21 protein-coding genes are annotated in these 21,095 nt (G+C 67.3%); 15 read left to right on the top strand and 6 right to left on the bottom strand.

What is annotated here, in order from left to right; translation table 11 throughout:
• A partial coding sequence (locus QOC76_RS05415) for an LCP family protein (RefSeq protein ID WP_526354964.1) occupies nt 1-1,054 on the bottom strand: 1,054 nt, incomplete at its 3' end.
• 67 nt (nt 1,055-1,121) lie between these two features.
• Between QOC76_RS05415 and rfbD the strand changes: the two genes are divergently transcribed.
• The 3 genes from rfbD to manB are packed head-to-tail and all read left to right on the top strand — an operon-like array spanning nt 1,122 to nt 4,008.
• Entirely contained in the window at nt 1,122-1,988 is an 867-nt protein-coding gene (gene rfbD / locus QOC76_RS05410; RefSeq protein WP_526354962.1) for a dTDP-4-dehydrorhamnose reductase, read from the top strand.
• A gap of 48 nt (nt 1,989-2,036) precedes the next feature.
• Complete coding sequence (locus tag QOC76_RS05405) at nt 2,037-2,936, top strand: glycosyltransferase family 2 protein (RefSeq protein ID WP_526354960.1); 900 nt, start codon at nt 2,037-2,039, stop codon at nt 2,934-2,936.
• Between the two features lie 10 nt (nt 2,937-2,946).
• The gene (manB, locus tag QOC76_RS05400) at nt 2,947-4,008 is read left to right on the top strand and encodes a mannose-1-phosphate guanylyltransferase ManB (RefSeq protein WP_526354970.1); all 1,062 of its coding nucleotides are present in this window, start codon (nt 2,947-2,949) and stop codon (nt 4,006-4,008) included.
• Nucleotides 4,009-4,124: 116 nt separating this feature from the next.
• Here the strand turns inward: manB and QOC76_RS05395 are convergent, their stop codons facing one another.
• Genes QOC76_RS05395 through cofD form a run of 3 tightly spaced genes read right to left on the bottom strand, consistent with a single transcriptional unit; the run spans nt 4,125 to nt 7,020 of the window.
• A complete protein-coding gene (locus QOC76_RS05395; protein WP_526354958.1) occupies nt 4,125-4,673 on the bottom strand; it encodes an NUDIX hydrolase in 549 nt (182 codons plus the stop codon).
• A 23-nt stretch (nt 4,674-4,696) separates the two neighbouring features.
• The gene (locus QOC76_RS05390) at nt 4,697-6,037 is read right to left on the bottom strand and encodes a coenzyme F420-0:L-glutamate ligase (protein WP_526354956.1); all 1,341 of its coding nucleotides are present in this window, start codon (nt 6,035-6,037) and stop codon (nt 4,697-4,699) included.
• Nucleotides 6,034-7,020: a 2-phospho-L-lactate transferase gene (gene cofD, locus QOC76_RS05385; protein ID WP_526354968.1), complete on the bottom strand. Its 987-nt coding sequence runs from the start codon at nt 7,018-7,020 to the stop codon at nt 6,034-6,036. Before cofD ends, QOC76_RS05390 begins: the two co-directional genes overlap by 4 nt.
• A 437-nt stretch (nt 7,021-7,457) precedes the next feature.
• On the opposite strand from cofD, the gene QOC76_RS05380 reads away from it, so the two are divergent.
• The gene (locus tag QOC76_RS05380) at nt 7,458-7,724 is read left to right on the top strand and encodes a WhiB family transcriptional regulator (RefSeq protein WP_526354966.1); all 267 of its coding nucleotides are present in this window, start codon (nt 7,458-7,460) and stop codon (nt 7,722-7,724) included.
• Between the two features lie 9 nt (nt 7,725-7,733).
• On the opposite strand, the gene QOC76_RS05375 is transcribed toward QOC76_RS05380, so the two are convergent.
• Nucleotides 7,734-8,156: a metallopeptidase family protein gene (locus QOC76_RS05375; RefSeq protein ID WP_526354954.1), complete on the bottom strand. Its 423-nt coding sequence runs from the start codon at nt 8,154-8,156 to the stop codon at nt 7,734-7,736.
• A gap of 130 nt (nt 8,157-8,286) precedes the next feature.
• Here QOC76_RS05375 and QOC76_RS05370 point away from each other — a divergent pair, with 130 nt between their 5' ends.
• The 5 genes from QOC76_RS05370 (at nt 8,287) to QOC76_RS05350 (ending at nt 13,385) form a co-directional block, all read left to right on the top strand.
• The gene (locus QOC76_RS05370) at nt 8,287-8,700 is read left to right on the top strand and encodes a DUF3499 family protein (protein WP_526354952.1); all 414 of its coding nucleotides are present in this window, start codon (nt 8,287-8,289) and stop codon (nt 8,698-8,700) included.
• Nucleotides 8,701-8,774: 74 nt separating this feature from the next.
• Complete coding sequence (locus tag QOC76_RS05365) at nt 8,775-10,163, top strand: phosphomannomutase/phosphoglucomutase (RefSeq protein WP_526354950.1); 1,389 nt, start codon at nt 8,775-8,777, stop codon at nt 10,161-10,163.
• On the top strand, nt 10,160-11,233 hold the full coding sequence (locus QOC76_RS05360; protein ID WP_526354948.1) for a TobH protein: 1,074 nt from the start codon (nt 10,160-10,162) through the stop codon (nt 11,231-11,233). The genes QOC76_RS05365 and QOC76_RS05360 overlap by 4 nt, the downstream gene beginning before the upstream one ends.
• 4 nt (nt 11,234-11,237) lie before the next feature.
• The gene (manA, locus tag QOC76_RS05355) at nt 11,238-12,464 is read left to right on the top strand and encodes a mannose-6-phosphate isomerase, class I (RefSeq protein WP_526354946.1); all 1,227 of its coding nucleotides are present in this window, start codon (nt 11,238-11,240) and stop codon (nt 12,462-12,464) included.
• Entirely contained in the window at nt 12,465-13,385 is a 921-nt protein-coding gene (locus QOC76_RS05350) for a cation diffusion facilitator family transporter (protein WP_526354944.1), read from the top strand.
• On the opposite strand, the gene QOC76_RS05345 is transcribed toward QOC76_RS05350, so the two are convergent.
• Nucleotides 13,342-14,721: an FAD-dependent oxidoreductase gene (locus tag QOC76_RS05345; RefSeq protein ID WP_526354942.1), complete on the bottom strand. Its 1,380-nt coding sequence runs from the start codon at nt 14,719-14,721 to the stop codon at nt 13,342-13,344. The genes QOC76_RS05350 and QOC76_RS05345 overlap by 44 nt on opposite strands.
• A 73-nt stretch (nt 14,722-14,794) precedes the next feature.
• Between QOC76_RS05345 and QOC76_RS05340 the strand changes: the two genes are divergently transcribed.
• From QOC76_RS05340 to ahcY, 6 genes are all read left to right on the top strand, one after another.
• Complete coding sequence (locus tag QOC76_RS05340; RefSeq protein WP_526354940.1) at nt 14,795-16,267, top strand: amino acid permease; 1,473 nt, start codon at nt 14,795-14,797, stop codon at nt 16,265-16,267.
• A gap of 80 nt (nt 16,268-16,347) precedes the next feature.
• Complete coding sequence (locus tag QOC76_RS05335) at nt 16,348-17,205, top strand: PDDEXK-like endonuclease domain-containing protein (protein ID WP_526354938.1); 858 nt, start codon at nt 16,348-16,350, stop codon at nt 17,203-17,205.
• A 106-nt stretch (nt 17,206-17,311) separates the two neighbouring features.
• Complete coding sequence (locus tag QOC76_RS05330; protein WP_526354936.1) at nt 17,312-18,544, top strand: alkane 1-monooxygenase; 1,233 nt, start codon at nt 17,312-17,314, stop codon at nt 18,542-18,544.
• Nucleotides 18,545-18,583: 39 nt separating this feature from the next.
• Entirely contained in the window at nt 18,584-18,766 is a 183-nt protein-coding gene (locus QOC76_RS05325) for a rubredoxin (RefSeq protein WP_526354934.1), read from the top strand.
• Nucleotides 18,763-19,392 (top strand): TetR family transcriptional regulator AlkX, encoded by a 630-nt coding sequence (alkX, locus tag QOC76_RS05320; RefSeq protein ID WP_526354932.1) that lies wholly within the window; start codon nt 18,763-18,765, stop codon nt 19,390-19,392. The genes QOC76_RS05325 and alkX overlap by 4 nt, the downstream gene beginning before the upstream one ends.
• 67 nt (nt 19,393-19,459) lie before the next feature.
• A complete protein-coding gene (gene ahcY / locus QOC76_RS05315) occupies nt 19,460-20,929 on the top strand; it encodes an adenosylhomocysteinase (RefSeq protein ID WP_526354930.1) in 1,470 nt (489 codons plus the stop codon).
• Nucleotides 20,930-21,095: the final 166 nt, after the last annotated feature.

Here is a 21,095-nt window from a genome sequence, read left to right as displayed (position 1 = left end):
ACGCGAGTTCCTCGGTCTTGCCCTGGTCCTGGTCCTGCAGAAGGCCGTCGACCCAGTCGCGTACCTGGTTGGCATCCACTCGCACGACGCTCTGCATCCCGTCGTCGCTCCAGCCGTTCTCGTCGAGCACCGGGATGGTGGCGAACGCGACGTTGCCCGCCGCCAGCTTCTGCAGCTGTTCGGCGAATTGCATGACGTCCCAACCGTCGGACAGCACCACCGATCGCTGCACCGCCTCCTGCAGCCGGTTCAGCGTTGCAGGGCTCGACAGCGTCTTGCCCGAGATGACTTCGTGCGCAAGGGAAGCCATCACCACTTGCTGGCGCACCACCCGGTCGAGGTCGCCGCGGGGCAGGTCGTGACGCTGCCGAACGAAACTCAAAGCCTGCGGCCCGTCCAGCTTCTGCCAGCCCGCGGCAAAGTCGGCACCCGAAAGCGGTTCGTAAACGGCGTCTTTCAGGCACACGTTCACGCCACCGAGTGCGTCGGTGATCAGCGAGAAGCCGAGCAGGCCGATCTCGGCGTAGTGATCGACCGTGACACCGGTCAGGTTGGCGACCGTTTTGATCAGCGCTTCGCGGCCGGCTTCGGTGGCTTCGGGTTCGGCCACCGACGGGTCGACGCCCTGCTGTTCGACCAGCTGCTTCAACTTCTCCAGGTGCACCGACCCGTAGACGCCGTTGATCTTCATCTTCCCGATGCCCGGCGCGTCGACGTAGGAGTCGCGGGGGATCGAGATGGCGGTTGCGGACTTCCCGTTGTTGGGAATGCGCACCAGAATGATCGTGTCGGTGTTGGTCGACTCGTCGTCACCGGCGCGCAGCGTGGCCAGTTCCTCCGCCGACAGCGGGTTGCCGTGGGCGTCGGTGCGGCTGTCCAGGCCGACCAGCAGGATGTCGATCGCGCCGTCCTCGCCGCCGCCGCCGAGAGCCGCCGACGAGATGTGGTTGATGCCGGACTCGAAGGACCGGATCTTGCTCCACGCCACTCCCGTGCCGATGACGATCGTCGCCGCGGCCATGACGGCGAGGATCCGGATCACGCGGGCTGGCATCCGCCCAGGTTACTTGCGTGATGGGTGCATACCCGGTAGCCGCTGCCCGGCGTGCCAGACTCGGCGGGTGGCGAATCGGATCGTGATCAGCGGTGCAGGCGGGCAGGTCGGGCGCTATCTGACGGTCGAAGCCGGTGGTCAGGGCCTCGACGTGGTGGCGCTGACCTCGGCGCAATGGGATATCACCGACGCCGGCGCCGCGAAACGGATCGTCGAGCCCGGCGATGTGGTGATCAACTGCGCTGCCTATACCGCCGTGGACGCCGCGGAAAGCGATCCCGAGCGCGCCCATGCCGTCAACGCCGTCGGGCCGGGGCACCTCGCCCGCGCGTGCGCGAACGCGGGCGCCCGGCTGATCCACATCTCGACCGACTACGTGTTCGACGGCTCGTTCGACGACGGCGGGCCCCGCCCCTACGAGATCGACGACGCCACCGGGCCGCTCAGCGTCTACGGCAGGACCAAGCTCGCCGGTGAACGGGCCGTGCACGAGGCGCTTCCGAGCGCTCACGTGGTCCGGACGGCGTGGGTGTACACCGGCGTTGGATCCGACTTCGTCGGTGTCATGCGGCGGCTGGCGGCGGGCGACGGACCGGTCACCGTGGTCGTCGACCAGATCGGATCGCCGACGTATGTCGCGGACCTCGGCCTGGCGCTGTTGCAGATCGCCGATCGTCCGTCGGCACCGCCGCTGCTGCACGTCGCCAACGAGGGCGCGGCCAGCCGGTTCGAGCAGGCGCGGGCGGTCTTCGAAGGCGTGGGCGCCGACCCCGACCGGGTGCAGCCGGCGTCGACCGAGGACGTGTCCCGACCCGCACCCCGGCCGCCGTACACGGCACTGTCGAGCAGCGCGGCGACGGCGGCGGGACTGACGCCGCTGCGGCCCTGGCGCGATGCGCTGGCCGCGGCATTGGCCGAAGCGGTGAAAAATTAACCTCCCCGCTACCCTCGACGCCGTGAGTGACGAAGTGGTACCCGTCGCGTGAGTGACGAACTGTATGTGGTGACGGTGACGTACTCACCGGGTCCTCACCTCGCTCGGTTCCTCGCCACGCTGTCGCACGCCACCGAACGGCCGGTGACGGTGCTCATGGCCGACAACGGTTCCAGCGACGGCAGTCCCGAGGATGCCCTCGACCGATTCCCCAACGTCCGGCTGTTGCGCACCGGCGGGAATCTGGGCTACGGCACCGCGGTCAACCGTGCCGTCGCCGAGCTTCGCAAGGATTCCGAAGACCTCGACCTCTTCATCGTCGCCAACCCTGACATTCAATGGGGTCCCGGCAGCATCGACGCGCTGCTGGAGGCGGCTGGCCGGTGGCCGAGGGCCGCGTCGCTGGGCCCGTTGATCCGTGACCCGGACGGCTCGGTCTACCCCTCGGCACGTCATCAGCCCAGCATCATCCGTGGCGGCATGCACGCGGTGATCGGGCCGCTGTGGCGGTCCAACCCGTGGACGGCGGCCTACCGCCAGGACCGGCTGGAGCCCAGCGAACGCCCGGTCGGCTGGCTGTCGGGATCCTGCCTGTTGCTGCGCGGTGCCGCCTTCGATGAGGTCGGCGGCTTCGACGAGCGCTACTTCATGTATATGGAAGACGTCGACCTGGGAGATCGGTTCGGCAAGGCCGGCTGGCGCAACGTCTACGTTCCGGCGGCGGAGGTTTTGCACGACAAGGGCCATTCCACCGGCCGCGACCCCGCCCGCAACTTGGCCGCGCACCATACGAGCACCTACACTTTTCTCGCTGATCGGCACAATAAAGTTTGGCAGGCGCCGCTGAGGTGGACGATGAGAGGCGCCCTGAAGGCGCGCTCGCGACTCGTCGTCAGGAGCAGCAGGCGCACGGGGAAAGGACGGCAGGACCTTGGGGGAGACCGTTAACCCGGCGGCTGTGGACGCCGTCATCCTCGTCGGCGGGCAGGGCACCCGGCTGCGGCCGCTGACGCTGTCGGCGCCCAAACCGATGTTGCCGACGGCAGGGCTGCCCTTTCTGACCCATCTGCTCTCCCGCATCGCGGCGGCCGGAATCGAGCACGTCGTGCTCGGCACCTCGTACAAGGCGGCCGTGTTCGAGTCCGAGTTCGGCGACGGCTCCAAGCTGGGCCTGCAGATCGAGTACGTCGTCGAGGAGGAGCCGCTGGGCACCGGCGGTGGCATCGCCAACGTCGCGCACCGGCTGCGGCACGACACCGCGATGGTGTTCAACGGCGACGTGCTGTCGGGCGCGGATCTGGGCGCGCTGCTCACCAGCCATCACGACCACGGCGCCGACGTGACGCTGCACCTGGTTCGGGTCGGCGACGCGCGGGCGTTCGGCTGCGTTCCCACCGATGGCGACGGCGTCGTCACCGCCTTCCTGGAGAAGACCGAGGATCCGCCGACCGACCAGATCAACGCAGGCACCTACGTGTTCAAGCGCGAGGTCATCGACCGCCTGCCGAAGGGCAGGTCGCTGTCGGTCGAGCGCGAGGTGTTCCCCCAGCTTCTGGCAGACGGCTTCAAGGTGTGCGGGCACGTCGACATGTCCTACTGGCGTGACATGGGCACCCCGGAGGACTTCGTCCGCGGGTCGTCGGACCTCGTCCGCGGCATCGCACCGTCGCCCGCCCTGCACGGGCACCGGGGAGAATCGCTGGTGCACGACGGCGCCGCGGTGGCGCCCGGTGCATTGTTGATCGGCGGGACGGTCGTCGGCCGCGGTGCCGAAATCGGCCCTGGCGCACGGCTTGACGGTGCGGTGATCTTCGACGGGGTGCGGGTCGAGGCGGGTTCTGTGATCGAGCGGTCGATCATCGGTTTCGGTGCCCGCATCGGACCACGCGCGCTGATCCGCGATGGGGTGATCGGCGACGGCGCCGACATCGGCGCCCGCTGCGAGTTGCTGCGCGGCGCCCGGGTGTGGCCCGGGGTGTCCATCCCCGACGGCGGCATCCGCTACTCGACCGACGTCTGATTTCGGTAGCCCTACTACCACGTGCCGCGTGTTGCGGAAGTGACTGGACCGCACACCGAAACTGCGGGCAGATCGACATTTCGGAGGATTCCTCGATCTGTCAGCAGGCTCGGGAGTCAGGTGGGCAACTGACGGGATGAGGCACCAGCCGCGAGTTGGGCCAGCCCGAAATCGGTGTCGTCGGGCAGCGCATTGAGCGGCCACCATCGCAGGTCCACCGACTCGTCGCTGCAGACGATTTCGGCGTCCGCAGGCGCGTGGGCGATGAACTGCACGTCGAGATGACGCGTGGGCACGCCGAGCGAGCAGACCACCGGGTGCACATGCAGAGCGGCGATGTCCCGGTTCATCCTGAGCCCGGCGATGCCGGACTCCTCGGACGCCTCCCGCAGCGCGGCCGCGACGATGTCGACGTCGTCGTCCTCGCAGTGGCCGCCGAGTTGCAGCCAACGTCCGAACCGCGGATGCAGTGTCAACAGGGCATGCGTACCGGCGTGGTCGAGCACGAGCGCCGAAGCCGTGACGTGACCCGGCACGCATCCCCGCTTGCAGGCATCCTCGCGGGCCACCACGAACGACAGCACCGCATGCCGCAGGGTGTCCTGCGCCGGGTCCGGCGGCGTCCACGAGGTCAGCGCATCGATGACCGAATCGCGCAGGGTCATTCATGCTCCTCGCGTGCGCAGGCTCACTTGCGCACCAGCAGGCCCTCGATCGACGCCGGCTCGCGCGGTTCGGACGGCTCTGCCGGGTAGCCGATCGCAATGGCGCCCAACGGTTCCCAATCATGGGGCAGATCGAGCTCGGAGCGGACCAGGTCGGCGGCGAAGATCGTCGAGCCGATCCAGCAGCTGCCGACCCCGCGCACGGCCAGGGCGACGAGCAGCGCCTGGACGGCCGCGCCGACGGCCACCGTGAACATCGTGTGTTCGGCGGCGGTCCGCTCCGCGTCCGGATAGCTGTGCGCGCCGTCGGGGACCAGGAACGGAATCACCAGTTCGGGTGCGTCGTAGAGGATCTGCCCGCGAGCGACCCGGCGTTCGACGGCGTCGGCAGGCCTGCCGTCACCGGCAAGGTCGGCTCGCCACTTCTCCTTCATCCGGTCCAGCAGCCGGGTCCTCGTCTCGGTGTCGACCACCCACACGAACCGCACCGGCCGCGTGTGGTGCGGGGCCGGCGCCGTCAGCGCCTCCGACACGGCCGCCTCGATGATCTGCCGCGGCACGGGCTCTGCGCTGAACCGGCGAACCGACCGGCGCAAAAGCTGCGCCTGGCCGCGCCCCACCGCGAGTGCCTCTTCGGTGCCCAACCAGAACAGATCTTCCTCGCCCGGTCGCAGCAACGTGCGGGCGTTCGACCCGTTGTCCGACAGGGTCAGTCCGCGCACCACGGCGACCGGGATGCCGGTCAGCTTGCCCTTCACCAGATCCGCGGCGGCCGCGATCTCGTCGGCGACGGCGACTTCGGTGACGACAAGCTCGTTGCCGTGCACATCGTGTGCCCCGGCGTAGCCGTGCAGCACCGTGATGCCCGCGGCACCGATCGCGGCGTCGATCTGACCGTTTCGCCAGGCGCGGCCCATGGTGTCCGTGACGACGACGCCGACGGTCACGCCGAGCCGCTCGCGCAGAGCGGCGCGCAGTGCTGCCGCGCTGCCGTCGGGGTCGACAGGCAGCAGGGCCAGCTCGGTGGAGCCGACGTTCGAGCCGTCCACGCCCGCGGCCGCCTGCACGATGCCGAGGTCGTTCTCGGTGATCAGCGTGCGGCCCTTGCGGGCCAGCACCCGGACCGCCTCTTGGTCGATCAGCTTGCGCCGCAGCTTATCCCGCTCCTCAGGATCCTGCGGCGCGGGCACGATGCGGCCCTCGCACTTGGACAGCACCTTGCTCGTGACCACTACGACGTCGTCGTCGCGCAGCCAGGGCGCGGCGGCGGCCAGCGCGTCGGCGAGATCGTCGCCGGGGCGGAACTCCGGCAGCCCGGTCACCGGAAGAAGTTCCAGTGCGGCACCGGAACCGTGCTCGGTCATGGCTTGACTCCCGCCAGATCGATTCCGGCACGGACCATTTCGGCAGTCGTCGAGGGGTCGGTCATCAGAAGGGGCACCGATCGCACCTCGACACCCGCGATCTCGGCGTGGTCGCCCTCGTGCACGAGCCAGCCGTCCAGGATCCCCACGCCCGAGCGCGGTCCGTAGTAGCCACCGACCGCCTCCGACGTGCTGGCCACGCCGATGACCGAGAGGCACTCGTCTGCCATGCCGCGCAACGGCTTTCCGGCGACGATGGGCGAGTAGCCGATCACGCGCGCTGAGGTCGACCGCAGGGCGCCACGGATGCCTGGAATCGCCAGAATTGAGCCGATGCTGACCACCGGGTTCGACGGCGCCAGCAGCACCACATCCGCCGATGTGATCGCGTCGACGACCCCAGGCCCCGCGGTGGCCTTGTCCGCTCCGACGAACGCGAAGCTGTGCGTCGGTACCTGCGCCCGGTACCGCACCCACCATTCCTGGAAATGGATCGCCTTCCGCTCAGCGGTCTCGGGATCGGTGATCACGACATGGGTTTCGCTCCTGTCGTCGCTGGCGGGTAGCAGTCGCGCGCCAGGAGACCAGCGCTTGCACAACGCCTCGGTGACCTCCGACAGCGGGTAGCCGGCCCGCAGCATCTGGCTGCGGACGAGGTGCGTGGCCAGATCGCGGTCACCGAGCCCGAACCAATCCGGCTGCACTCCGTAGGCGGCGAGTTCCTCCTTGGCATGCCAGGTCTCATTGCGATGGCCCCAGCCGCGCTCGGTGTCGATGCCACCGCCGAGGGTGTACATGCAGGTGTCGAGGTCGGGACAGATCCGCACGCCGTACATCCACGCGTCGTCGCCGACGTTGACGATCGCGGCAAGCGAATGATCTTGTGTGTGTGCGCCCGTGAACTGGCCGAGGCCGAGCAAGTGCTGCACGCCCAAAAGGAATCGCGCACCCCCGACTCCACCGACCAGAACGGCGATCTTCACACCGATCGACACTAGGCCTTCGGTCACGGAGAGGTCTCGGCAGCCAGCGGTATGAGGCTGTGACAGACACGCCGGAGCAGCGACGCGCCGAATTGAGATAACGAGATGGTATGAAAATCGGTTCTAGCGCTTGACCCCAGCAGCTAACAAGTGTGTAATCACACCAGTGTCATTTTTCGGTTGGCCGGCCGGTTCCGGTGTCGCAGACCGAGATTCGATCACTTGTTCGAATTGAGATGGCCGCACATCTCCATCGTGGGGCTCCACAGCGGTTCAGCGATACCAAGGTGAGGAGGGGGAAGATGTCTTTTGAGCAGGTCGATTTCGGCCACCACATTAGGTTCGACAGCCGGTTACTTGGCTCCGTGGGCAACGTCCCGCACACCAATACCGGGCCGGCACCGATGGCGTCCGTCGGGCGTCCCCAATTGAGTCTTGTGCCGGAGCGTCCGGAGCTCGACGCCATTGCGCCGGCAACGCCCGACGACGATCAATGGCAGGAGCGCGCGCTCTGCGCGCAGACCGACCCCGAGGCGTTCTTCCCGGAGAAGGGCGGCTCGACACGGGAGGCCAAGCGCATCTGCCTGGGCTGCGAGGTGCGCGACGCGTGCCTGGACTACGCGCTGGCCCACGACGAGCGCTTCGGCATCTGGGGTGGCCTCTCCGAACGGGAGCGCCGTCGCCTCAAGCGCGGAATCATCTGACCTCTGGCTTCACTCGTCGTCGATCGAAGGGTCGATGACAGAAGGTTCGACGCCCAGATACGTCGCCACCTGGGCCACCAGAACCTCATGCAACAGCTCGGCGAGTTCGATGGTGTCCTTTGCCCGTCGCTCGATCGGCTTGCGGAACAACACAATTCGCGCGCGGGTGGAGTTACCCCGAACATCGACGCCTGCATGAATCAGCCGGGCCAGCGCGATGGGACCGTCAGCCACCACCTCCGCCGGCCACTGCACACTGTCCGGGTCCTTCGGAGACATCCGCGGGATCTCGTCGACGGCGACATCGAGCGTGCTCACCCGGTCCTGCCACCGCCGCTCGATCGGCTCGTACGCCTCGAGCACCGCCATGTCGAACCGCTCGGCTCGGCTGCGCCAACCCGGGACGGTGGGAGGAAGTAACGGTCCGCGCATGTCGCGGCCTCGGCGTGATCGCCGGAGATTCCGCTCGGCCACACGGAGAACTGTAACGGTTGGAAGTCGGGCCGCCGACGGCTGCGTGTCCGACGCGGCGGCGGGTTTATCCCGCGATAGCCTCACCTTCGTGAATGTTCCCCGTCGCTGCTGCCGGCCCGGGTGCCCACACTATGCGGTCGCGACGCTGACATTCGTCTACTCCGATTCGACGGCGGTGGTGGGACCGCTGGCCACCGTCTCGGAGCCGCACTCCTGGGATCTGTGCGTGACCCACGCGGGGCGGATCACCGCCCCCCGCGGCTGGGAGCTGGTCCGGCACGCCGGGCCGCTGCCGACCCATCCCGACGAGGACGACCTTATCGCGCTGGCCGAGGCGGTCCGCGAGGGGCGCGAGGCTCCGGTCGGCGGCATGGCAGCCGGTTTCACCGATCCAATTACCGGTGCTCACGGCGGCGCGCTGATGGCGCCGCCAGCGGCTCGGCACGAGTCGAGCGGTCGCAGGCGCGGCCATCTGCGGGTGTTGCCCGACCCTGCGGAGTAATCGGAATCGGTCGTCGCCGCGGCGGATAGGCTGGCGCCAACCTGTCCCGTCTTTGCGAGGAGATCCGAGAAACCATGTCCCGACCCGCCGCGGCAGTGCACCGCGTCATCAAGGCGTATGACGTTCGTGGCCTCGTCGGTGAGGAGATCGACGAGCATTTCGTGGCCGACGTCGGAGCGGCGTTCGCGGGGATGGTGCGCGACGAGGGTGCCCGGCAAGTTGCGATCGGCCATGACATGCGGGCCAGTTCACCGTCGCTGGCGGCCGCGTTCGCCGAGGGTGTGGTCTCGCAGGGACTCGACGTCGTGCGGATCGGGCTGGCGTCGACCGATCAGCTGTATTTCGCGTCCGGTCTGTTCGACTGCCCCGGCGCGATGTTCACCGCCAGCCACAATCCGGCCACCTACAACGGCATCAAGCTGTGCCGCGCGGGCGCCAAACCGGTCGGCAAGGACACCGGGCTCTCGACCATCAGCGACGACGTGATCGCGGGGGTGCCCGGCTACCACGGTCCCGTCGGCACGATCGTCGACCGCGAAGTGCTGGCCGAGTACGGCGAGTTCCTTCGCTCGCTGGTGGACCTGGCCGAGCTGCGGCCACTGCGGGTCGCCGTCGACGCCGGAAACGGAATGGCGGGCCACACCGCGCCGGCGGTCTTCGACGCGATCGAGGCGCTGGAGATCCTGCCGCTGTACTTCGAACTCGACGGCACCTTCCCCAATCACGAAGCCAACCCGCTGAACCCGGACAACCTGGTCGATCTGCAGAAGCACGTCATCGCCACCGGCGCCGACATCGGGCTGGCCTTCGACGGAGACGCCGACCGGTGTTTCGTGGTGGACGAATCCGGGCATCCGATATCGCCGTCAGCGGTGACCGCCCTGGTCGCCGCACGCGAGTTGAGCAGGGAGATCGGCGCAACGGTGATCCACAATCTGATCACCTCACGAGCAGTGCCCGAACTGGTCGTCGAGCGGGGCGGCACGCCGGTGCGGTCCCGCGTCGGACACTCCTACATCAAGGCACTGATGGCGGAAACCGGCGCGATCTTCGGCGGCGAGCACTCCGCGCACTACTACTTCCGCGACTTCTGGGGCGCTGACTCCGGGATGTTGGCCGCCCTTCACGTCCTTGCCGCCCTCGGCGAACAGCGCAGGCCGCTGTCGGAGCTGATGGCCGACTATCACCGCTACGAGGCGTCAGGGGAGATCAACTACACGGTCGCCGATTCGCAGACATGCGTGGAGGCCGTGCTGAAGTCGTTCAGCGACCGCATCGAGTCCATCGACCACCTCGACGGCGTGACCGTCGACCTCGGCAACGGCAACTGGTTCAACCTGCGGACCTCCAACACCGAGCCGCTGCTGCGGCTCAACGTCGAGGCTCGCACCCTCGAGGACGTCGACGAGGTGGTCGGCCAGGTGGCCGCCGAAATCGCCGCGCGCACAGAGGCATCGACATGATCGCGGCCGCCACGATCGACCTCGACGACGCCGAAGGGCTGCTGGCCGCCGACCGGAGCGGGCTGCTGCGGGGATCGGCCATGGCGGGTGCCCAGGTGCGCGCCACCGCCGCCGCGCTGGATGAGGGTGCTCTCGAGTCTGTCGCAGGCGATCCGCCGCGCACGGTGATCTGGGTCGCCGGCCGAGGCAATGCCGAGACGGCGGGGTCGATTCTGGCTGCGGCACTGGGTGGTTCGGCCGCAGCGCCGATCGTCGTCTGCGCTGAGGCGCCGCCCTGGATCGGCGCCCTTGACGTACTGGTCCTCGCCGGTGACGACTCCGGCGACCCGGCGTTGGTCAGCACGGCGGCGACGGCGGTGCGCCGCGGTGCCCGGGTCATCGTGGTCGCTCCTTACGAGGGACCGCTGCGCGATGCCACCGCGGGGCGCGCAGCCGTGTTGGAGCCGCGACTGTGGGTGCCCGACGACTTCGGCTTGCCGCGCTATCTTGCTGCAGGCCTTGCGGTCCTGCATGTGGTCGATCCCAACCTCCGCACGGATCTCGCCGCACTGGCCGACGAACTCGATGCGGAAGCGCTGCGCAACAGCGCCGCACGCGAACTGTTCACCAATCCCGCCAAGACACTGGCCGACCGGATGTCGGGGCGCGCCGTCGTGCTCGCAGGCGACAACGGGGCGACGTTGGCGTTGGCCCGCCACGGTGGCGCTGTCATGCTGCGGGTCGCGCACCGGCCGGTAGCCGCCGTCTGCCTGTCCGACGCGATCGTGGCGTTGCGTGCCGGGTTGGGCGCGCAGTCCGACGCCGATCGCGAGGCCGCCCTGTTCCACGACGACGAGGTCGACGGGCCGTTGCCCGAGCAGGTCCGCACCGTCGCGCTGACGCTGGACGCCGAACGCGCGGTGGTGTCGGCGCGGGTGGCCGGACTCCATCACGTCGACATCGTCGGCGCCGAGGACGTGCCCGACGCCGGCGAGTCACCGGTGCATCCGGGTCGTCCGGAGCAGCAATTGGCGATGTTGGCCGTCCGGTTGGAGATGGCGGCCACCTACCTGCGACTGGTTCGAGGATAGCCGAGTGAACCTGCTGAGAGGAGCACTGCGGACCTATGCCTGGGGGTCTCGGACAGCCATCGCCGAGTTCACCGGAAAGCCAAGTCCGACAGCACATCCAGAGGCCGAACTCTGGTTCGGCGCGCACCCCGGCGACCCGGCGTTTCTGGAGACCGACACCGGGGAGGAGTCGCTGCTTGACGCCGTCCGCTCCGACCCCGAGGGACAGCTGGGGACCGCGGTGTGCGAGCGCTTCGGCAGCGCTTTGCCGTTCCTGATGAAAGTGCTGGCCGCCGAAGAACCGCTGTCGCTGCAGGCACACCCCAGCGCCGAGCAGGCCGCCGAGGGTTTCACGCGCGAGGACCGGGTCGGCATCCCGATGTCATCGCCGATCCGCAACTATCGCGACCGCAGCCACAAACCGGAACTTCTGGTGGCGCTGGACACCTTCGAGGTGCTCGCCGGGTTCCGGCCCGCGCCGACATCGGTGGAGTTGATGGGGGCGCTCGAGGTTCCCGAACTCGATCCATTCATCAATCTGCTGGCCGGCCAACCCGACGCGGACGGCCTGCGGGCGCTGTTCACCACATGGATCACCGCGCCGCAACCGGATCTCGATAAGTTGGTGCCCGCGGTGATCGACGGCGCGATCGACTACGTCCGTTCGAGGAACAAACGATTCTCGGCGGAAGCCAAGACGGTGCTGGAACTGGGGGAGCGCTACCCGGGCGACGCCGGTGTACTGGCCGCCCTGCTGTTGAACCGGTTCACGCTGCGTCCCGGCGAAGGCATCTATCTGCCCGCCGGAAATCTGCATACCTACCTGCACGGTATCGGGATCGAAGTAATGGCGAACTCGGACAACGTCCTTCGCGGCGGGCTGACTCCGAAACACGTCGACGTGCCGGAGCTGTTGCGGGTGCTCGACTTCGCGCCCGCCACCGAGGCGAGCCTGCGGCCGAAGACGGTTGAGGATGGAATGGAAACGGTGTATCAGACTGCGGCGCCGGAGTTCTCGGTGTCGGTGTTGGGCATCGACGGGGAGCGCCTCGGTCACGAGGTGGATGCGCCGTCGCGCCATGACGGCCCGCAGATTTTGTTGTGCACGGAGGGTTCGGCCGTGGTGCACGCCAAATCCAGCGCGGTGACATTGGAGCGGGGCGCGGCGGCGTGGGTGTCGGCCGACGACGGACCCATTCGGCTGGTCGCTCAGCGGCCGGCCAAGCTTTTCCGCGCAACCGTGGGCATCTAGATGTCGGCCGAAGGCAGCACAAGGGCGATTCTGGCTGCCTTGCTGGCCAATGCGGGCATTGCCGTCGCGAAGTTCGTCGGCTTCCTGATCACCGGCAGCTCGTCGATGCTGGCCGAGGCGGTGCACTCGGTCGCCGACACGAGCAACCAGGGTCTGCTGTTGTTGGGGCAGCGCCAGTCCCGCAAGGAAGCCGATCCGCTGCACCAGTTCGGCTACGGCCGCAGCCGTTACTTCTACTCGTTCGTGGTGGCGCTGGTCCTGTTCACGCTGGGCTCGGTGTTCGCGCTCTACGAGGGCTATCACAAGATTTCGCACCCGGCGGAGCTGACGTCGCCGATCGTGGCGATCGTGATCCTGGTCGTCGCAATTGGCCTCGAGGGCTACAGCTTTCGCACGGCGGTGAAGGAATCGCGGCCGCTGAAGCGCTCCGGCAGCTGGTGGCGGTTCATCCGCACGTCACGCAATCCCGAGCTGCCGGTGGTGCTGCTGGAGGACTCGGGCGCACTCGTCGGCCTGGTCTTGGCGCTGATCGGCGTCGGGCTGACCGTGCTCACAGGGAATGCGGTGTGGGACGGGATCGGCACCGTCGGCATCGGGCTGCTGCTCGGCGTCATCGCCGTCGTCCTGATGGTGGAGATGCACAGCCTGCTGATCGGTGAGGGCGCCACCAGGGAAGAGGATCTGGCGATCCGGGCGGCGCTCGAGCAGACCGACAACATCGACCGGGTGATTCATCTGCGCACCCAGTACCTGAGCCCCGAGGAGCTTCTGGTCGGGGCCAAGATCGCGCTCGCACCGGCGACGGACCTGGCGACCGTGGCCACCGCCATCGACGCGGCGGAAGCGGCAATCCGCGCGGCGGTGCCCGCCGCACAGGTCATCTACCTGGAACCGGATCTCGATCGGACGCCGACCGGCTAGAGGCCCGCCTCTCGGCCATGAACAGCGCCATGTTGTGCCGGATGGTCCGGCCGACCAGCTTCATCGACGGGACCATGTAGAGGCTGTCCAGCAAGCTGAACCGGCGCAGGAACCATTCGGCGAGAAGGGGATCGGTCTCCGACGCGCCGAGGAACTGATCGAAGAGGCCACCGACGGGGCGGTACCACCACTGCATCGGCCCTGTGGCGCCGTGCATGACCAGGTCTCCGATCGCGTTCATCGTCCACACCGGGAAGGTCGACTTCGCGGTGGCGGCGTTGAACTCGGCGGCCAGGTCGCCGCCTGGTGATTCGAGTGCCCGGCGCAGATGACCCGCCTGCAGCGAGGTCATCGTCATGCCCTGCCCGAAGGTGGGATTGAAGCTGGCGACGGCGTCGCCGAACGGCAGGATCCCGGCCGGGAAGCGGTCCAGTTTGTGGTACCGGCGCCACCGGCTCGTCGGGTACTTGTGGAACGCCACATCGCCGATGGGCTCGCCCTTGCGGATGGCGTCGGCGATGTGCGGGGGCACGAGTTGGTCGGCCAGAGCGCACATTCCGGCGAAATCGTGCGGTGGCTCTGCCTTGGCCACACCGAAGGTGGTCAGGATCCAGGTGCCGTCCTCGTAACAGAGCATGCCAAGGCCGCGCGGCTGCCCGCTGAAAGCGCCTGCGACGACGACCTTCTCGGTGATCACGCCCTCGGGTATGCGCAGCTGATGGGTGGCATAGCTGATGCCGACGTCGACGCTGTGCTCGGGAGGGCGGTCGAATCCCCACTGCTTCAGCCAGACCGGTAACCGGGTGCCGCGGCCCGCGGAGTCGACGACGAGATCGGCCGGGATCTGCTCACCGGTGTCGAGCCGCACGCCCGTCACGCGTTGGCGGGCCGCATCGAAGGTGGGCTCACCGACACCTGCGCGCACGATGTCCACGTTGGCGATGGCCGTCACCCTGCGCCGGATCTGCCATTCCAGGTGTGGCCGGCTCGGCACGTAGGCCGTGAACTCGTCCTGCAGCTCGCGCGTCGTGCCCAGGACGTGACCCGCGGCGCCGAAGTGGATGCAGTCCGGCCGGTTCTCCAGGATCGGCACCCCCGCGGCGACCATGTCGTCGAGAAGGCCGGGGAAGTGCGCGTCGAGTTCCAGTGCGCCGCGGGCCAATAGCAGGTGCAGGTGTCTGCCCTGGGGCACGGCCGTCCGGTTGGCCGGTTGGGCGGGCAGGTCGTCGCGTTCATAGACGGTGACCCTGTCGTAGAAGTCGGAGAGCACCCTCGCGGCGCACAGCCCCCCGATGCTGGCCCCGACGACGACCGCGTGCTTCGCGTTCCCGCCCATGGGGGCCGATCGTAGTGGGTACTCCGAGCCCAGCCGGCCGATGCGCGGACGGCGTCACGAAAGGGTAAGGCGGATGACGAGCACATGGTCGGGTCGGCGAACCAAGTCTGTCGAGCAGTCGATCGAGGACACCGATGAACCCGGGACCCGATTGCGCAAGGACCTCACCTGGTTCGATCTGATCGTCTTCGGCGTCTCGGTCGTCATCGGCGCCGGAATCTTCACCATCACCGCGTCCACCGCGGGCGGTATCACCGGACCCGCCATCTCCATCTCGTTCATCTTCGCGGCCGTCGCCTGTGGGCTGGCGGCGCTGTGCTACGCCGAGTTCGCCTCCACCGTCCCCGTGGCGGGCAGTGCCTACACCTTCTCCTATGCCAGCTTCGGAGAGGTGGTGGCATGGATCATCGGCTGGGACCTGGTGCTCGAGTTCGCCGTCGGCGCGGCGACGGTGGCCAAGAGCTGGTCGACGTATCTGGGTGAGGTGTTCGGTTTCGCGGGCGGGGAGCTGCACCTCGGCGGGCTGGACCTCGACTGGGGGGCGGCGTTGATCGTCGCCATCGTGACCACACTGCTCGCGATCGGCACCAAGCTGTCGTCGCGCGTCAGCGCGGTCATCACCGCGATCAAGGTGGCGGTGGTGCTTGTCGTCATCATCGTCGGAGCGTTCTTCATCAAGGCGGCGAACTACACGCCGTTCGTGCCGCCGGCAGAGCAGGGCGGTTCGTCCGGTGACCAGTCGCTTTTCTCGTTGCTGACCGGGGCGGGCAGCAGCAACTACGGCTGGTACGGCGTACTGGCGGGCGCATCGATCGTCTTCTTCGCGTTCATCGGATTCGACGTCGTCGCGACAACGGCCGAGGAGACCAAGAACCCGCAGCGCGACGTGCCCCGCGGAATCTTCGGAACCCTTGCCATCGTCACCGTGCTCTATGTCGCGGTGGCGGTGGTGCTTTCGGGAATGGTCAAATACACCGAGCTCGAGAAGGCGGGCGAGGACGCCAACCTTGCGACGGCGTTCAGCCTCAACGGGGTCGACTGGGCGGCCACCCTGATCAGCGTCGGTGCACTGGCGGGGCTGACGACTGTCGTCATGGTGTTGATGCTGGGCCAGACCCGGGTGCTGTTCGCGATGTCACGGGACCGGCTGCTGCCGCATCAACTCGCACAGACGGGCGACCGAGGCACGCCGGTGAAGCTGACGATCCTCGTCGGCGTTCTGGTGGCGGCCGCGGCGGCGTTCTTCCCGATCACCAAGCTCGAAGAGATGGTCAACGTCGGCACGTTGTTCGCGTTCGTGTTGGTCTCGGCGGGTGTCATCATCCTTCGGCGCAACCGTCCCGACCTCCACCGCGCGTTCCGGACGCCGCTGGTGCCCTGGCTGCCGATCGCCGCGATCGTCGCCTGCGTGTGGCTGATGCTGAACCTGACGGCGCTGACCTGGATCCGGTTCCTGGTGTGGATGGCGATCGGCATGGCCGTCTACTTCCTCTACGGCCGTCGCCATTCGGCGCTGGCCCAGCGGGAGTCTGCGATTTCGGCGTGACTGGTTGCGCTCAGCGCAACCGGCCACGCCAAAATCACGGTAGGGGGAACCTTTCTGGCGCGGCGCGCATCTGCCATTGAGTGCTGAACGAACATCTGCGGCGACACGACGGAGTGTTGACGCTCGCCGACGCCCGTCGGTGTGGAATCGACAGGCATGCCGTCCACAGACGGGTGCGAGCGGGACATTGGCGGCAGTGTGGCCGCGGCGTGTACTTCGTCGACGACCGCCCGTTTACCGACGCCGCCCGCGTCCGCGCAGCCGTGTGGAGTTACGGCGAGCGTGCCGCCGCCAGCGGACTCGCCGCGGCCTTCTGGCTCGACCTGACCAGGTTCCCGCCCGCCATCGTCGAGGTGACGGTGCCGCGCGACAGTAACGGCCGCAAGCGTGCCGGTTCACGTGTCCGTCGACGAGATCTGGCCGCTGCAGACGTCGTCGAGCGGCGGGGTCTGCGCGTAACGGCGTTCCCCCTGACCGTCGTCGAAGCGTCGGTGCGGGAACGCGGCGGCGCCAAACTGATGGACTCGGCCCTACAGCGCGACGTCACGCTGCGTGAGATGTGGGCCGCTCACCTTCGCAACAAGGGGCGATACGGATCTCCGGCGTCGCGGCTACTTCTCCAGGCCGCCTCCGACGGCGCGCGGTCGTCTGCCGAGCGACTGCTTGTGACGTTGTTGCGCGACTCCGGTATCACCGGCTGGCAGACGAACTATCCGGTCGGGGGATACAAGGTCGACGTCGGTTTTCCCGGCGCGAAAGTAGCAATCGAAGTCGACGGGTTCGCATTTCACAGCGGACCGGTCGAGTTTCAGATCGATCGCGAACGACAGAACAACATCGCCTTACTCGGCTGGCAGGTGCTGCGCTTCACCTGGCTCGATCTCACCGAGTACCCGCAGCGGGTGTTGGCGGTCATTCGCTCAGCGACTTCGGCGTGAAATGGTGCGCTCAGCGCGACGGGACACGCCGAAATCGCTGACCGAGGTGTACAAAGCAAGCATATTTGTCTAGACAGCCGACAAATCACCCTCTATAGTCAACGCCATGACCCAGGGCGACGGCGTACTGACGCAAACTGACATCGATCAGTGGCGGGACAAGAAGAGGCATCTGTGGCTGATGGGGCTCATCGCCCCGACCGCCTTGTTCGTGATGCTGCCGCTGGTGTGGGCGTTCAATCACTGGGGCTGGCACGCCGCGGCGCAGGTGCCGTTCTGGATCGGCCCGATCCTGCTCTACATTCTGCTGCCTGCGCTGGACCTGCGCTTCGGCCCCGACGGGCAGAACCCGCCGGACGAGGTGATGGAGCGGCTGGAGAATGACAGGTACTACCGCTACTGCACCTACATCTACATCCCGTTCCAGTACGCCAGCGTGGTATTCGGCGCATACCTGTTCACCGCGTCCGACGTCAGTTGGTTGGGCTTCGACGGTGGCCTCGGCTGGGCGGCCAGGATCGGGCTGGCGCTGTCGGTCGGGGTGCTCGGAGGGGTCGGCATCAACACCGCACACGAGATGGGCCACAAGAAGGACTCGCTGGAGCGCTGGCTGTCGAAGATCACGCTGGCGCAGACCTGTTACGGCCACTTCTACATCGAGCACAACCGCGGCCACCACGTCCGTGTCGCCACCCCGGAGGACCCCGCCTCGGCGCGGTTCGGCGAGACGTTCTGGGAGTTCTTGCCGCGCAGCGTGTTCGGCAGCCTGAAATCCGCGTGGGAGCTGGAGGCGAACCGATTGCGCCGGAGCGGGCGCAGCCCTTGGGATCCAAGAACGTACTGGACCAACGACGTGCTCAACGCGTGGGCGATGTCGGTGGCGCTCTACGGCGTGCTGATCGCGGTGTTCGGCGTTGCGCTCATCCCGTACGTCGTCATCTCCGCGGTGTTCGGTTTCACGCTGCTGGAGACAGTCAACTATCTGGAGCACTACGGGCTGCTGCGGCAGAAGCTGACGAATGGGCGCTACGAGCGCTGTACGCCGGTGCACAGCTGGAACTCCGACCACATCGTGACGAACCTGTTTCTGTATCACCTGCAGCGGCACAGCGATCACCACGCCAACCCGACGCGCCGCTACCAGACGCTGCGCAGCATGGAAGGCGCGCCGAACCTGCCGAGCGGCTACGCGTCGATGATCGCGCTGACCTACGTGCCGGCGCTGTGGCGCAAGGTGATGGACCACCGGGTGCTCGAGCACTACGGCGGCGACATCAGCAAGGTGAACATCCACCCGCGGGTGCGCGACAAGGTGCTGGCGCGCTACGGGCCGGCTTGAAACAACCCTGGGCGCAGAGTCAACAGAGAAAGGGAAACAATGAACGACTACAAGCTCTTCCTGTGTGTGCAGTGCGGTTTCACCTACGACGAAGCCACGGGCTGGCCGGAGGACGGTATCGCCCCCGGCACCAGGTGGGACGACATCCCAGACGACTGGAGCTGCCCGGACTGCGGCGCGGCCAAGTCGGATTTCGAGATGGTGGAGGTAGCCCGTAGGTGACGGCTACTCTCGCGCGTGTGAGCGAGCGCATCCCGTACGCCGAGGCGTCGCGGGTGCTGCTGCGCGATTCGATTCTGGACGGGATGCGTGATCTGCTGCTCACCCGGGACTGGTCGTCGATCACGCTGTCGCATGTCGCGACCGCGGCGGGCATCAGCCGTCAGACCATCTACAACGAGTTCGGCTCGCGGCAGGGCCTGGCCCAGGGCTACGCGATGCGGCTGGCCGATCGGCTCGTCGACGCGGTCGAGAAGGCGATCACCGGCAACGTCGGCGACATCTACGCGGCGTTCCTCGAGGGCTTCGGGGACTTCTTCGCCGAGTCCGCAGCCGACCCGCTGGTGATCTCGATGCTGACCGGCGGTACCAAGCCCGACCTGCTCGCCCTCGTCACCACCGACAGCGGGCCGATCATCGCGCACTGCTCCGCGCGGCTCACGACGACGTTCACGCAGAGCTGGGTGCGCGCCAGCGAGGAGGACGCCGGGGTGCTGGCGCGTGCCGTCGTCCGGCTGGCCATGAGCTACGTCTCGATGCCGCCGGAGGCTGATCACGATGTGGCTCGAGACCTGGCACGTCTCATGACTCCGTTCGCCGAACGGTACGGTGTTGTCGAATCGGATTAGCCGCGCCATCGCCGCGAGGGCTAATGTGTAAATAGGCTAACTAATTGCGCGCGAGGTAAGGACGACCATGACGACGACTGAGCAGCGGCTCACCGCAGATGTCCGCAACGGCATCGACTACAAGGTGGCAGACCTGTCCCTGGCCGAGTACGGCCGCAAGGAGATCCGGCTCGCCGAGCACGAGATGCCCGGGCTGATGTCCCTGCGCCGGGAGTATCACGACGTGCAGCCGCTCAAGGGCGCCCGCGTCTCCGGCTCGCTGCACATGACCATTCAGACCGCGGTGCTGATCGAGACGCTCGTCTCGCTGGGCGCCGAGGTGCGGTGGGCGTCGTGCAACATCTTCTCCACTCAGGACCACGCCGCCGCCGCGGTCGTCATCGGCCCGAACGGAACGCCCGAGGAGCCGAAGGGCGTGCCGGTGTTCGCCTGGAAGGGCGAGACACTCGAGGAGTACTGGTGGGCCGCCGAGCAGATGCTGACCTGGCCGAACGAGCCGGCCAACATGATCCTCGACGACGGTGGTGACGCCACCATGCTGGTATTGCGCGGAGCGGAATTCGAGAAAGCCGGCGTCGTGCCGCCGGAGGAGGAAGACGACTCCGCCGAGTGGAAGGTCTTCCTGTCGCTGCTGCGTGAGCGCTTCGAGACCGACAAGACCAAATGGTCGACGATCGCGGAGTCGGTCCAGGGTGTCACCGAGGAGACCACCACCGGTGTGCTGCGGCTCTACCAGTTCGCCGCCGCGGGCACGTTGGCCTTCCCGGCTATCAACGTCAACGACTCGGTCACCAAGAGCAAGTTCGACAACAAGTACGGCACCCGGCACTCGCTGATCGACGGCATCAACCGCGGCACCGACGTGCTGATCGGCGGCAAGAAGGTGCTGATCTGCGGCTACGGCGACGTTGGCAAGGGCTGCGCGGAGTCGCTGGCAGGCCAGGGCGCCCGGGTGTCGGTCACCGAGATCGACCCGATCAACGCGCTGCAGGCCCTGATGGACGGGTTCGATGTCCGCACGGTCGAAGAGGCGATCGGCGAAGCCGACATCGTCATCACCGCGACGGGCAACAAGGACATCATCACCCTCGAGCACATGAAGGCGATGAAGGACCAGGCGATCCTGGGAAACATCGGCCACTTCGACGACGAGATCCAGATAGCCAAGCTGGAGCGGTCCGGCGCCAAGCGGCTCAACATCAAGCCACAGGTCGACCAATGGATCTTCGACAATGGCAAGTCGATCATCGTGCTGTCCGAGGGCCGGCTGCTGAACCTTGGCAACGCGACGGGTCACCCGTCGTTCGTGATGAGCAACAGCTTCTCCAACCAGGTGATCGCGCAAATCGAGCTGTGGACCAAGAACGACGAGTACGACAACGAGGTGTACCGGCTGGCCAAGCACCTCGACGAGAAGGTGGCGCGCATCCACGTGGAGGCGCTCGGCGGCTCGCTGACCAAGCTCACCAAGGAGCAGGCGGAATACATCAACGTCGACGTCGAGGGCCCGTACAAGCCGGAGCACTACCGCTACTGATTCACCCCTCGAAACTGCGGACAGATCGCGATATTGATGGGCGGATTCATACGGTCAATGCAACATCTATTGATTTGGGAGGTTGCAATGCCGAGTGGATATCCGTTCTCCAAGTCGGTTAAGCGGGAGTTTTTCGACCGGATCTGTCGCGGTGAGGCATCAGGAG

Source organism: Mycobacterium sp. (assembly GCF_032159565.1).
In the GTDB taxonomy this organism is placed as follows: Bacteria; Actinomycetota; Actinomycetes; order Mycobacteriales; family Mycobacteriaceae; genus Mycobacterium.
The sequence above is the reverse complement of the archived record's forward strand: the minus strand, read 5'-3'. Positions and strand labels throughout refer to the sequence as shown.

Excerpts from the sequence above, each read along its gene's own strand:
- QOC76_RS05395 (WP_526354958.1), bottom strand. The coding sequence starts at position 4,673 with ATGACCCTGCGCGATTCGGTCATCGATGCGCTGACCTCGTGGACGCCG.
- QOC76_RS05390 (WP_526354956.1), bottom strand. The coding sequence starts at position 6,037 with ATGACCGAGCACGGTTCCGGTGCCGCACTGGAACTTCTTCCGGTGACC.
- QOC76_RS05375 (WP_526354954.1), bottom strand. The coding sequence starts at position 8,156 with ATGCGCGGACCGTTACTTCCTCCCACCGTCCCGGGTTGGCGCAGCCGA.
- QOC76_RS05365 (WP_526354950.1), top strand. The coding sequence starts at position 8,775 with ATGTCCCGACCCGCCGCGGCAGTGCACCGCGTCATCAAGGCGTATGAC.
- QOC76_RS05360 (WP_526354948.1), top strand. The coding sequence starts at position 10,160 with ATGATCGCGGCCGCCACGATCGACCTCGACGACGCCGAAGGGCTGCTG.
- QOC76_RS05350 (WP_526354944.1), top strand. The coding sequence starts at position 12,465 with ATGTCGGCCGAAGGCAGCACAAGGGCGATTCTGGCTGCCTTGCTGGCC.
- QOC76_RS05345 (WP_526354942.1), bottom strand. The coding sequence starts at position 14,721 with ATGGGCGGGAACGCGAAGCACGCGGTCGTCGTCGGGGCCAGCATCGGG.
- QOC76_RS05340 (WP_526354940.1), top strand. The coding sequence starts at position 14,795 with ATGACGAGCACATGGTCGGGTCGGCGAACCAAGTCTGTCGAGCAGTCG.
- QOC76_RS05330 (WP_526354936.1), top strand. The coding sequence starts at position 17,312 with ATGACCCAGGGCGACGGCGTACTGACGCAAACTGACATCGATCAGTGG.
- QOC76_RS05325 (WP_526354934.1), top strand. The coding sequence starts at position 18,584 with ATGAACGACTACAAGCTCTTCCTGTGTGTGCAGTGCGGTTTCACCTAC.
- ahcY (WP_526354930.1), top strand. The coding sequence starts at position 19,460 with ATGACGACGACTGAGCAGCGGCTCACCGCAGATGTCCGCAACGGCATC.